The 12,534-nt window shown below is 69.9% G+C and carries 10 protein-coding genes and 1 rRNA gene; 3 read left to right on the forward strand and 8 right to left on the reverse strand.

Features of this window, described 5'->3' with window-relative positions; genetic code table 11:
• The first annotated feature begins 120 nt into the window (after positions 1 to 120).
• A 5S ribosomal RNA gene (gene rrf / locus AC1DZC_RS11440) occupies positions 121 to 237 on the forward strand.
• Between the two features lie 46 nt (positions 238 to 283).
• Here the strand turns inward: rrf and AC1DZC_RS11445 are convergent.
• From AC1DZC_RS11445 to AC1DZC_RS11480, 8 genes are all read right to left on the reverse strand, one after another.
• Positions 284 to 739 (reverse strand): AAA family ATPase, encoded by a 456-nt coding sequence (locus tag AC1DZC_RS11445; RefSeq protein WP_477043343.1) that lies wholly within the window; start codon positions 737 to 739, stop codon positions 284 to 286.
• 13 nt (positions 740 to 752) lie between these two features.
• A complete protein-coding gene (gene glgB, locus AC1DZC_RS11450) occupies positions 753 to 2,936 on the reverse strand; it encodes a 1,4-alpha-glucan branching protein GlgB (protein ID WP_477043344.1) in 2,184 nt (727 codons plus the stop codon).
• Positions 2,937 to 2,998: 62 nt separating this feature from the next.
• Positions 2,999 to 3,850, reverse strand: a complete 852-nt coding sequence (locus AC1DZC_RS11455; RefSeq protein WP_477043345.1) for a LacI family DNA-binding transcriptional regulator — start codon at positions 3,848 to 3,850, stop codon at positions 2,999 to 3,001.
• 10 nt (positions 3,851 to 3,860) lie between these two features.
• A complete protein-coding gene (locus AC1DZC_RS11460) occupies positions 3,861 to 4,019 on the reverse strand; it encodes a hypothetical protein (RefSeq protein WP_477043346.1) in 159 nt (52 codons plus the stop codon).
• Entirely contained in the window at positions 4,016 to 6,487 is a 2,472-nt protein-coding gene (locus tag AC1DZC_RS11465; protein WP_477043347.1) for a glycoside hydrolase family 2 protein, read from the reverse strand. Before AC1DZC_RS11465 ends, AC1DZC_RS11460 begins: the two co-directional genes overlap by 4 nt.
• A gap of 15 nt (positions 6,488 to 6,502) precedes the next feature.
• Complete coding sequence (locus AC1DZC_RS11470; RefSeq protein ID WP_477043348.1) at positions 6,503 to 7,324, reverse strand: carbohydrate ABC transporter permease; 822 nt, start codon at positions 7,322 to 7,324, stop codon at positions 6,503 to 6,505.
• Complete coding sequence (locus tag AC1DZC_RS11475) at positions 7,321 to 8,274, reverse strand: carbohydrate ABC transporter permease (protein WP_477038553.1); 954 nt, start codon at positions 8,272 to 8,274, stop codon at positions 7,321 to 7,323. The genes AC1DZC_RS11470 and AC1DZC_RS11475 overlap by 4 nt, the downstream gene beginning before the upstream one ends.
• Before the next feature lie 76 nt (positions 8,275 to 8,350).
• Positions 8,351 to 9,646 carry an ABC transporter substrate-binding protein gene (locus AC1DZC_RS11480; RefSeq protein WP_477043349.1) on the reverse strand — a complete coding sequence of 432 codons (1,296 nt, stop codon included), beginning with the start codon at positions 9,644 to 9,646 and terminating at the stop codon, positions 8,351 to 8,353.
• Between the two features lie 220 nt (positions 9,647 to 9,866).
• Here AC1DZC_RS11480 and AC1DZC_RS11485 point away from each other — a divergent pair, with 220 nt between their 5' ends.
• Both AC1DZC_RS11485 and AC1DZC_RS11490 read left to right on the forward strand, forming a co-directional pair.
• Positions 9,867 to 11,093 carry an ROK family transcriptional regulator gene (locus tag AC1DZC_RS11485; RefSeq protein ID WP_477043350.1) on the forward strand — a complete coding sequence of 409 codons (1,227 nt, stop codon included), beginning with the start codon at positions 9,867 to 9,869 and terminating at the stop codon, positions 11,091 to 11,093.
• A gap of 28 nt (positions 11,094 to 11,121) precedes the next feature.
• Positions 11,122 to 12,534 (forward strand): glycoside hydrolase family 28 protein, encoded by a 1,413-nt coding sequence (locus AC1DZC_RS11490; RefSeq protein WP_477043351.1) that lies wholly within the window; start codon positions 11,122 to 11,124, stop codon positions 12,532 to 12,534.

Genomic DNA, 12,534 nt, shown 5'->3' on the forward strand with positions numbered 1-12,534 from the left:
GCAGCTGACCGGTACTAATAAGCCGACAACTTCATCACATTCATTCAAGTCAATGTGCTACGCGTCCACTGTGCGGTTCCCGAGAGACGAACGGGAACCCGTTTGACAACTCGACAACGTTACGGCGGTCATAGCGAAGGGGAAACGCCCGGTCCCATTCCGAACCCGGAAGCTAAGCCCTTCAGCGCCGATGGTACTGCACTCGCCAGGGTGTGGGAGAGTAGGACGCCGCCGGACATCATTCAGGAAAGCCCACCCCTTCGGGGGTGGGCTTTTCCTGTGTTTACGGCTGTTTGTCGCCCGGCAGAAGCGCCTCGACCTCGTCGGCAAGGGACTCCACCGGACGCCGGCCGTCCAGCTCCAGGGTGGCGCCGTTGCGCAGGAGCGGTTCGACGGTCGCGGTGTAGTGCGCGATCTCGGCACGGTCGGCACTCGTCGAGCCGTACGGGTTGTTCGTGCGCGAGCCCACCCGCTCCAGAAGGACGTCCAGCGGTGCGCTGAGCAGGATGACGTGCTCGAAGCGGTCGTAGAAGCGGCCCTGGTTGTCGACGGTCCCGTCGACGACGATGTCGGGGTACTCGTCGAGAAGCCGGGCTACCCTCGGCTCGTCCCAGGTGCCATCGGCGAGGATCCAGCCGTCGACGTCGGTGTCGACCGTGCGGTGGCCTCGCCGGCGCAGCTCCTCGAGCAGGGTCGTCTTGCCCGCGCCCGACATCCCGGTGATCAGGATGCGCGGCACGGGCGGTCCGGCCTCAGGACGTGGCTTCGAAGACCACGACGCCCAGCGGGGGGACGCGGATCGAGGCGGAGGCCGGGCGGCCGTAGTGCTCGACGTCCTCGGCGTGGATCTCTCCGAGGTTGCCGACGCCGGAGCCGCCGTAGGCCACGGAGTCCGAGTTGTAGATCTCGCGCCACGTGCCGCTCTTGGGCAGCGCGAGCCGGTACTCCTCGTGCGGGACGCCGGCGAAGTTGACGACGACCGCCACCGGGGGGACGTCGACGCCCTTGCGCAGGTAGGCGAGGGTGTTGCGGAACGCGTCGTCGGAGTCGATCCACTCGAACCCGTCGGGGCTGTGGTCGAGCTGCCAGAGCGCCGGCGTCTCGCGGTACACGCGGTTGAGGTCGGTGACCGAGCGCATGACGCCCTGGTGCGCCGGGTCGTTCAGGGCGTGCCAGTCGAGGGAGCGGGACTCGGCCCACTCGGTCTGCTGGGCGAACTCGCTGCCCATGAAGAGCAGCTGCTTGCCGGGGTGGGTCCACTGGTAGCCGAGCAGCAGTCGGACGCCGGCGAGCTTCTGCCAGTGGTCGCCGGGCATCCGCTCGTAGAGGGAGCCCTTGCCGTGCACGACCTCGTCGTGGCTGATGGGCAGGACGAACCGCTCGGAGTACGCGTAGACCATCGAGAAGGTGATCTCGTTGTGGTGGTAGCGCCGGTGGATCGGCTCCTCCGTCAGGTAGCGGAGGGTGTCGTTCATCCAGCCCATGTTCCACTTCAGGCCGAAGCCGAGGCCGTTGCCGTCGGTGGGGGCCGTGACACCGGGCCAGGCGGTGGACTCCTCCGCGATCATCATGATCCCGGGGGTCCGCCGGTAGGCGGTGGCGTTGGCCTCCTGCAGGAACGAGATGGCGTCCAGGTTCTCGCGGCCGCCGAACTGGTTGGGCCGCCACTGGCCGGCCTTGCGGGAGTAGTCGAGGTAGAGCATCGAGGCGACGGCGTCCACACGCAGCCCGTCAACGTGGAACTCCTCGAGCCAGAACGTGGCGTTGGCGACGAGGAAGTTGCGCACCTCGGCACGGCCGAAGTTGAAGACGTACGTGCCCCAGTCGGGGTGCTCGCCCAGCAGCGGGTCCGGGTGCTCGTAGAGCGAGGTGCCGTCGAACTGCGCCAGGGACCACTCGTCCTTGGGGAAGTGCGCGGGCACCCAGTCGACGATGACGCCGACGCCGGCGCGGTGCAGGGTGTCGACGAGGTAGCGGAAGTCGTCGGGGTGGCCGAACCGGGAGGTCGGCGCGAAGTAGGAGGACACCTGGTAGCCCCACGAGCCGCCGAACGGGTGCTCGGCGACGGGCAGCAGCTCGACGTGCGTGAACCCGAGGGCCAGGACGTGCTCGGTGAGCTGGTGCGCGAGGTCGCGGTAGGACAGGCCGACGCGCCAGGAGCCGAGGTGGACCTCGTACACGCTCATGGCCGCGGTGTGCGGGTCGCGGGCGGTGCGTCCGGCGATCCAATCCTGGTCGCTCCAGACGAAGCCCTCCTCGACGACGACGGACGCGGTGGCGGGCGGGACCTCGGTGCCGCGGGCCAGCGGGTCGGCCTTCTGCCGCCAGGAGCCGTCCTGGCCGAGGACCTCGAACTTGTAGCGGGCACCGGCGCGGACACCCGGGGCGAAGATCTCCCAGACACCGCTGTCGCCGAGCGAGCGCATCGCGTGCGACGCACCCTGCCAGTAGTTGAAGTCGCCGACGACGCGCACCGCGCGGGCGTTCGGCGCCCAGACGGCGAACGACGTGCCGCTGACCTCGCCGAGCTCGCCGGGGTAGTGGCGCACGTTGGCGCCCAGCACGGTCCACAGCTGCTCGTGGCGACCCTCGCGCACCAGGTGGCGGTCCAGCTCCTGCACGGTGGGCAGGAAGCGGTAGGGGTCGTCGGCTGTCGTGGTCAGGGCGTTGTACGTGACCTCGAGGCGGTAGTCGGGCACGTCGGCGACCGGGAGGACGGCCACCCAGATGCCGTCCTGCTCGTGCCGCGCGGGGATCCGACCGGTCGCGGTGACCACCACGACGGCGTCCGCGAGCGGCCGCAGGGTGCGGATGGTGATGCCACTGCCGCCGGCGTGTGGACCCAGCACGTCGTGCGGCGCGTACGACGTGCCATGCGCGACGCTGCGGAGCACGTCTGTGTCGACAGGGACCGGGGACGGTGCGGCCGGGCTCATCCCCCTACCCAACCACCCGGGAGACGTTTGCGCAGGTCCGTCGCCTGAGTGACCTGTGACACCTACACGCTGATCGGGGCCCGGGAGGTCGATCGGCGGGCCTGCAGGCGGGGCAGCGGAGCCATGTAGGCGGTGACCGGACCCCCCGCGAGCATGTTGAGCAGGCAGTCCGCCACCTGCATGCCCATGGCCTGCACGTCGAGGCTCATCGCGGAGATCGTCGGGTTCGCCAGCCGGCACAGCGCGGAGTCGTCCCAGGCGAGCAGCGAGAGCTGGTCGGGGACGGCGACGCCCATCTCGGCGGCGACCCCGACGGCGGCGACCGCCATGACGTCGTTGTCGAACACGATGGCGGTCGGGTTGGCGCCGCGGCCCAGGAGAGCGCGGGTGCAGCGCTCGCCGGACGTGTCGGTGTAGTCGCCTTCGACGATCGTGCCGTCGACGCCGAAGCGGGCGCACTCCTCGACGAAGGCCCCGCTGCGCAGCCGGGTGTGCTCGAACGCGGCCGGTCCGCTGACGCGGGCCAGGCGGCGGTGCCCGAGGTCGACCAGGTACCCGACCGCGTCGCGCATCGCCTGGGCGTCGTCGATCCACACGTTGGAGAAGCCGAACCCGCTGCGCGGGCCGCCGACCACGACGGCGGGCAGCCCGAGCTCTTCGACGACGGCCAGCCGGGGATCGTTCTCGGTGAGGTTGACGATCACCACGGCGTCGACCATCCCGCCCGCGGACCAGCGGCGGTAGGCGGCGATCTCGGCGTCCATGTCCTTCACGACGTGCAGCAGCAGGGACCGGCCGTCGGTGGCCAGGACCTCCTCCATGCCCGCGATGAGCTCCATGAAGAAGGGCTCGAGGCCGAGCATCCGCGCCGGCCGCGCGAGCACGAGCCCGACGGCGTCCGCGCGATGAGTCATGCGCGCGAGCCTAGCCGCTGACCCGCGCGACCAGGGCCGCCCGCGACGCGTGGACCAGCGAGCTCACGCATCGGAGCGCCAGGTGCGCGACGAGGCCGGCCGGGTCGGGCGGCCGCTCGATCCGCACGACGAACCGGTGCTGCTCGCCGGGCAGGCGGGTCGTGCTCACGAGGCCGCGGCCCGGGTGCGCGACACCTCGTTGGCCGAGCGCAGGATCGGCGCGCGGGTCAGCGACTCGGCGAGGTCGGTCCGGTCCGTGCGCACGAGGAACGTGGTGGACGCACCCGCGGGGAGCGTGACCAGGGCCTCGTCGACGGTCGCGCGGGCGTCCGCACGGTCCGCGAGGAGGGTCACGTCGCGGGCGAGCGAGGTCGCGGTCACCGTCACCTCGTAGCCGTCGGCGACCTTCTCGACGCGCGTCCGCACGGGGTTCGGGTCGAGGTCCAGCTCGACGTCGTCGAGCCAGGTGTGCGCGGTGCGGACGTCGTCGAGCTCCGCGACGAGCACCTCGGCCCGCGGGTCGAGCGGCGCCCGGACGTCGGCGGGGAGGGACAGCAGCTCGACCGACCGCGGGATGACGTCGACCGCGAGCACGGCGTCGGCGAGCAGCGTCCCGTCGAACCGCTCACGGCGGACGGACACGGATCCGGACCAGCGCCGGTCGGAGTCGTTGACCACGGCAAGCACCTCGAGGCCGTCGCGCACCTGCACCGTGAGGATCCGGTCGGCGAACGAGGCGCGCAGCGCGTGCCACAGCGGCTTGCGCCGCTCGTCGCCGTCGACCGCGGCCCAGGACGTCACAGGCCAGCAGTCGTTGAGCTGCCAGACGATCGCGCCGGCCGTGCGCGGCCACCACGAGCGGTAGTGCGTCACCGCGTACGCGACCGCGCGCGCCTGGTTGAGCTGCGTCGCCCAGTGCCAGTCGGAGAAGTCGGCGGGCACCCCGAGGTGGGGCGCCATGCCCCGGTCGAGCTTGCCGTTGCCGTCCTCGGCCTTCTGGTGCAGGAGGAAGACCGGGTCCTCCTTCTCCAGCGGCGACCCGTCGGCGTTGCGGACCGCCCGCGCGAGGGTGGCCCAGGCGGGCGGGCCCTGGAACCCGAACTCGGAGCAGAAGCGGGGGATGTCGGCGCGGTAGGCGGTGTAGTCGACGCGGTTCCACACCTCCCACTCGTGGTGCGTGCCGTGGTCGGGGTCGTTGGGGTGGATGCCGACCGGCGAGGACGGGCTGCCGGGGGAGTAGGGGCGTGTGGGGTCCAGCTCGGCGACGATCGACGGGAACAGCTCGTTGTAGTAGCCGGCCCCCCAGGTCCGTCCCTCGAGGTCGTCCTTCCACCCCCAGTCCTCGAAGCCCCAGAGGTTCTCGTTCCCGCCGTTCCAGATCACCAGCGACGGGTGGGCGGACAGGCGAGCGACGTGCTCGCGGGCCTCCGCCTCGAACTCCGAGCGGTGCGGCTCCTCCTCCGGGTACGCCGCGCAGGCCAGCGGGAAGTCCTGCCAGACCATGATGCCCGCGGCGTCGCACACGTCGTAGAAGTCCTCGGACTCGTAGACGCCGCCGCCCCAGACGCGCAGGAGGTTGAGGTTGGCGCCGACGGCCTGGTCGATCCGACGGGCCAACCGCTCGCGCGTGATGCGGGTGAGCAGGTGGTCGTCGGGGATCCAGTTGGCACCGCGGGCGAACGCCGGCGTGCCGTTGACGCTCAGGACGAAGGCGGAGCCGAACTCGTCGGCGGACGTGTCCAGCTCGACGGTCCGCAGGCCGATGCGGCGGTGCCAGCTGTCCAGGCGCTCGTCGCCGGCGGTCAGCTCGACGTCGATCTCGTACAGCGGCTGCTCGCCGTAGCCCACCGGCCACCAGAGCTTGGCGTCGGGGACCTCGGCCACGAGCACCGCGCTCGTCGTGCCGGGCGGCAGCGTGCCGGTCACGACGACGTCGCCCACGCGGGCGCGCAGCCCGAGAGCGCTCTCGGACGCCTCGAGACCGGAGCGCTCGACGTCCACGTGCACCGACACCGTGGCCTCGGTCCCGGCCACCGTGACGAGCGGGCGGACCGAGGACAGCCGGGCGGTGCGCCACCGCTGGACCGACGCGGGCTTCCAGAGACCGGCCGTCTGCAGGTCGGGTCCCCAGTCCCAGCCGAAGCTGCACGCCATCTTGCGGACCATGTTCAGGGGAGCGGGGTACGCGCCAGGGCGGCCGCCGATGCGCAGCGCCTCCTGCTCGGCGTGGGTCAGGGCGCTGGCGAAGTCGACGGCGAGCGTCGTGTCACCGGTGGCGAGCGCACGGACGTCGAACCGATAGCTGCGGTGCATGTTCGCGGTGCGTGCGACCTCGACACCGCCCAGCGTGATCGTCGCGACCGTGTCCAGGCCTTCCAGGACGAGGTCGACCCGCTCGTCGGGCTCGGCGGGGTCGAGCGTCAACGGACGCTCGTAGCGCCAGTCGACGCGGTGCATCCAGGCGAGCTCGGCCTCGGCGAGGTCGACGTACGGGTCGACGATCAGGCCGGCCGTCAGCAGGTCCGTGTGCACCGTGCCGGGCACCTGTGCGGGCACGACCTGGCCGACGAGGTTGTCGGGCACGGGACCGGCCGTCGCACGCAGCGTCCAGCCCTGGTCGAGGGTGGTGATGAACATTGAGAAAGCTCCTAGTTACTTGACCGCGCCGGCGGACAGGCCGTTGTAGATGAACCGCTGCAGCAGCAGGAAGACGATCAGGGTCGGGATGATCACAATGATCGCGCCGGCCGACAGCACCTCCCACTGGGTCCCGAACGGTCCCTTGAAGCGGAACAGGGAGGTCGAGACGACGCCGAGCTGCTGGGACGGCATGTAGAGGAAAGGGATGTAGAACTCGTTGTAGATCGCGATGCCCTTGATGATCACGACGGTCGCGATCGCGGGCTTCAGCAGGGGGAAGACGATGCGCCGGTAGATGGTGAAGTGGTTGGCGCCGTCGAGCGTGGCCGCCTCGTCCAGCGACACCGGGATCGAGCGCATGAACTGCACGAAGATGTAGATGGACACGATGTCGGTGCCCATGAACAGCGCGATCGGCGCGAGCCGGGTGTTGTACAGCCCGAGGGTGTTGACCACCTGGAACGTCGCGACCTGCGTGGTCACGGCCGGCACCAGGGTGGCCAGCAGGAACAGCGCCACGATGAGCTTCTTGAACCGGAACTCGAACCGGTCGATGGCGTACGCGGCCATGGTGCCGATCACGATCGTCCCGAACACCGAGACCACCAGGATGATCGTCGTGTTCACGAACGCGGTCGCCATCCCCGCCTCGGTGAACGCCTTCGTGAAGTTCGAGAACGTGATGCTCGTCGGCAGGTCCAGCGGGCCGCTCGTCGCGTAGTCCTGCGCGGTCTTCAGGGAGGTCAGCAGGAGGACGACGAGCGGGATGAGCGCCGCGGCGCAGGCCACCACCAGGCTCGTGTACTTGCCGGTCCCAGCGAGTGCCGCCTTCATGTCAGGTCCACCTTCTCGTCGGGCACCAGCACGCGTTGCAGCCAGGTGATCAGCAGGATGAGGATCAGCAGGATCACGGCCATGGCCGACGCGAGGCCGACCTTGTTGAAGTTGAACGCCGTCTTGATCGTCTGGATCACGAACGTGGCCGAGCCGTTGGCGCCGTCGAGCATCACGAACGGGATCTCGAAGACCCCGAGGCTGCCCGCGATCGCGAGGATGAACGACAGGCTGATGATCGGCTTGATGCCCGGCGCGATGATGTAGCGGAACATGTGCCAGCGGCTCGCACCGTCGAGCTCGGCGGCCTCGTAGATGCCCCGCGGGATCGACTGGATCGCGCCGAGGAAGAGCACGAAGTTCAGGCCCATGTACCGCCAGACCGACGTGCTGGCCAACGAGTAGTTGACGAGGTCCGGGTTGCCGAGCCACTGCGGCGTGGAGTCGATGCCGACCACCCCGAGCAGCGAGTCGAGCGTGCCGCCGGGCCGGAAGAAGTACAGGAACACGAACGAGACGGCGACCCCGTTGATCAGGTTGGGGAAGAAGAGCACACCCTTGAACACGCCCTTGAACCTCGTCCTGAAGGTCAGGAGCGTCGCGAAGTACAGGGCGAGCGCGATCTGCACGACCGAGGCGACGATGTAGTAGAGGCTGACGAAGAAGACCTTGAACAGCTCGGGCCGCGTGAAGAACTCGACGTAGTTGTCGAGGCCGACGAAGTTCTTCGTCTTGCTCAGGCCGTTCCAGTCGGTGACCGAGTACCAGAACATGTTCACGACGGGGATGTACGTGAACACGACCAGGAACAGGATCGGGACGATCAGGAACAGCCACGGCGTGATGCGCCAGCCGTGGGACGTCGCGGCCTGCTTCGGTGCGCGCTCCTGACGGAGCTTGAGGCGCGGGCGTCGCGCGGGCGGCGCGGGTGCGTCGACCATGCCGGTCATGGGGACTCCTCGGGTGCTGCGGGCAGGAGGGGGTAGGTGCCGGGCGGCGCGAGGGGCCGCGCCGCCCGGCGTCTTCTCACATGGCCCCGTTGGCCCACTTCGAGTTGAGCTGCTCGAAGATCTGCTCCTTGGTCTGGCCCGAGGCGCCGCGGGCGGCGTCGATCAGCTCGCGGTAGTAGTCGGGCTGGTCGATGCCGACCTCGGAGTTCTTGCTGCGGTCCGACAGCTCGGGCGACGGCGTCATCTCGAGGTACTCGACACCGGTGGCCTCGAAGTCCTTGAGGTTGTCGGACGGCGGGTCGGCCTTGACCGTCGGCAGTCCGCCGGCCACCTGGTAGAAGCCCGACTCGTCGATGAACCAGTCGAACCACGCGCGAGCAGCGGCCTTGTGCTTCGAGTTCACGTTGATCGCGAGCTGGCGGTCACCGCCCACGGGGGAGTGCAGCTTGCCGTCGACCTCGACGGGCGCCGGCATGAAGCCGATGTCCGCGGGGTCGGTGCCGGCGGTCGTGGCGGCGTCCTGCATCTGCGGGACGGCCCAGGAACCGAGCACCATCGCGCCGATCTTGCCCGTGGCCAGGAGGTTCTTGGAGTCCTCCCAGTTGGTCGTCGTGGGGTCGTCCTCGATGAGGCCGGCTGCGGCGATGTCGTAGAGGAGGGAGTCGACCTCGTACTTCTCGCTGCCCTCGGTCCACGGCGCGTCGTCCTTGGCCATCTTGACCAGGGCGTCCTTGTCGCCGGAGTACGCGCCCATGAGGCCCTGCGGCCAGGTGAGCGGCCAGCCGTCCTTGTAGTTGGTGTAGAGCGGCACGGCGTCGCCCTTGTCCTTGATCGCCTGCAGGTCGTCCATGAACTCCTTGGTCGACGTGGGCTCGCCTGTGATGCCCGCATCGGCGAAGACCTTCTTGTTGTAGACGATGCCGTTGGCGTTGCCGAAGGTGGCCAGCGCGTAGACCTCGCCGTCGGCGGCCTGCTCGTTGACGAACCGGTACTTCTGGCCGAGCTCGTCGGTGGTGCCGAGCGGCTCGAAGAAGGACGACAGGTCGGCGTTCGCCACGCCCGTGGGCATGATGAGGACGTCGCCGTAGTCGTCGGTGTTCATGCGGGTCTTGACCTCACCGTCGTAGTCGGTGACGGCCTCGAACGTGACCTTGACGTCCGGATACTTGGCCTCGAACGTCTTCTTGTAGTCGGCGAACGTCGTGTCGACGAGGTCCGTGCGGTTGGTCAGGACCGTGATGTCGCCGGACGGCGCGCCGTCGTCGGCGGAGGAGTCGTCGCTGCTGGAGCCGCTGGAGCAGGCGGCGGTGAGGGCGAGGAGCGTTGCGGTGGCCGCGGCGGCCATGATCTTCCTGCGTCGGAAGGGGGACATCGATGTTCCTCTCGGCTGGACGGCACGTCTGCGTGCCGGCGCGGGGTGGGGAGGGCCCCGGGGGGTTCGGCGCTGCTCCCTTGCCACATTCTTAGTTCGGTGAATAAAGTAAGTCAAGAGCGTACGGCGAACCCGTTGACCGTGGCTCGACCGCTACCGTGTGAGGCGTCCGTGACCTGGGGAGCTCTCCGCGAAACGGCCCAGGCGACAAGGAGGACCCGTGAGTCACCCCGCAGGTGTGGGCACTCCTCACGTCTCCAGCCGCGCCGCGCTCCTCGACGTGATCCGGGCCGCTGGACAGATCAGCCGCGTGGACCTCGCCCGGGAGACCGGCCTCACGGGAGCGACCGTCTCCACCGTGGTCCGACGTCTGATCGACGACGGCCTCGTGGTGGAGGTGGGCCGAGCGGAGTCGACCGGTGGCAAGCCCGCCGTGCTGCTCTCGCTCGAGCCGGAGGCGCGGTACGCCGTCGGCGTGCACCTCGACCACGGTGGCATCACGTACGTCATCGCCGACCTCGGCGGCGCCGTGGTCAGCCGCTGGCGTCGACCCGGGGCCGGCGCGGACGCGCCGGAGGCCGTGGTCGAGCGGGTGGCGTCCGAGCTGCGCGCGCTCGTGTCGCAGGCGGGCATCGACCCCGACCGGATCCTCGGGCTCGGCGTCGTGTCGCCGGGTCCGATCACGCAGGCCACAGCGGTCGCCCTCACGCCGCCGGTCATGCAGGCGTGGACGGACTTCCCGCTCGCCGACGCCCTGCAGGCCGCCGTCGGCCTGCCCGTGCTGCTCGAGAACGACGCGACCGCAGCCGCCGTCGGGGAGTACTGGGGCGGTCAGATCGACGCGACCAGCTGCTTCGCCGCGCTCTACATGGGCACCGGCGTCGGCGCGGGGGTCATCGTGAACGGCGACGTCTTCCGTGGGTCCAGCGGCAACACGGCCGAGATCGGGCACATCTGCCTCGACGTCGACGGTCCGCCGTGCTGGTGCGGCGCCGTCGGCTGCGTCGAGGTGCTGGCCGGTCCCGCGGCGGTGGTCGCCAAGGCCCGTGCCGCCGGGATCGAGCTTCCTGGGGTGGGGGTCGCGGAGGACTTCGCGGCCGTGTCCCGGGCCGCGATGCGGGAGGAGGGGGTCGCGCGGGACATCCTGCAGTCCTCGGCCCGCTACCTCGCCGTGGCGGCGCAGGCCCTCGCGAACATCCTCGACCTCGATCAGATCGTCCTGACCGGGCCGTCCCTGGCCATCGCGGGCTCGCTGTACGTCCCCGCCATCCGCGACCACCTGAATCGCACGTTCTTCGGTCGGGCGAGCCACCCGGTCGACGTGGTCATCTCCCCGCACGCCTCCGAAGCGGCCGCCATCGGTGGCGCCGCGCTGGTGCTCAAGAGCGAGCTCGCTCCGCGGCACTCCTTCCAGCGGGCAGCAAGCGCCACGGCGCGGCTCGCCTGAACGTTCCCTCGAGGAAGAGGACTTTGCCATGCCTGTTTACGACATCCGCGAGCACGGCGCCGTCGGTGACGGCACGACCAACGACGCGGCGGCGATCCAGTCGGCGATCGACGCGTGCCACGGCGCGGGCGGAGGGACCGTCCTGGTCCCGGCCGGCGCGACCTTCCTGACAGGCTCGATCGAGCTGCGGTCGAACGTCGAGCTGCACGTCGAGCGCGGGGCAACCCTGGCGGGCAGCGGCGACGTGGCCGACTACACGGCCAGGCTCGAGGTCGGGGCACTCTCGGGTGGCGTGGTCGACGACGAGAACGACGCCGCGCTCATGCTCATCACCGCCCGCGACGCGACGAACATCGCGATCACCGGCGCAGGCACGATCAACGGCGCGGGTCAGCACTTCATCCGCGAGGACCTGGGCACCATCTACCGCTGCCCGAACCAGCGTCCGTTCACGCTCTTCCTGATGGGCTGCGACCGCCTGGTGATCCGGGACGTGCGCATCGAGGACGCGGCCCTGTGGTGCGTGCGCCTCAGTGGCTGCGAAGACGTGCTCATCCACGGGGTCACCATCGACACGGACCTGAAGTACCCGAACGCCGACGGGATCGACCTCGACCGCTGCCGCCGCGTGCGGATCAGCGACTGCGAGATCTCCTCCGGCGACGACGCCATCTCGCTCAAGACCTGCGAGGAGTTCCCCGACTACGGGATCACGTCCGACGTCGTCATCACCAACTGCACGCTCCAGTCGACGTCCAGCGCCGTCGTCGTCGGGGTCGACGCCGTGGCGGACATCCGCAACGTCATCGTCACCGGCTGCGTCATTCGCTCGTCGCACCGCGGCCTGGCCGTCAACCTCGGCCAGGAGGGCAACTTCGAGAACATCCTGTTCTCCGACTGCGTCGTGGAGACCCGGCACTTCGCCGGCGGCTGGTGGGGGCACGGCGAACCGATCTACGTCAACGTCGGCGCCTGGCACGACGCGGTCGGACGGCTGCGCAACGTGCGGTTCCGCAACATCTTGGCCCGCGCCGAGAACAGCGCGTACATCGGCTCGGACGCGCCGGGACTCATCGAGGGTGTCGTGCTCGACGGTGTGCGGATCGAGCTGGACCGCTGGTCGAGCTGGCCGGCCGGCGAGTACGACCGGCGCCCGACCACCGACGGCCCGCAGGTCTACGCGCACCCCACGTCGGGCATCCATATCGACACGGCAACGGACGTGACGCTGCGCAACTGCGAGGTGGTGTGGGCCGGCACCGACGAGCACTTCGCGCACGCGGTCGAGGCGATCGACGTCGACGGCCTGGTCATCGAGGGTCTGCGAGGCGTCGCGGCACGCCCCGACCTCGAGCCGGTGGTCGTGCGTCGGCGCGAGCCCGGCGAGGTGCGCTACCCGGTCGAGGTGCCGATGCCGCTGATGATCCCGGCGGCCAGCTGA

The organism is Cellulomonas sp. P2_B4 (assembly GCF_056404795.1).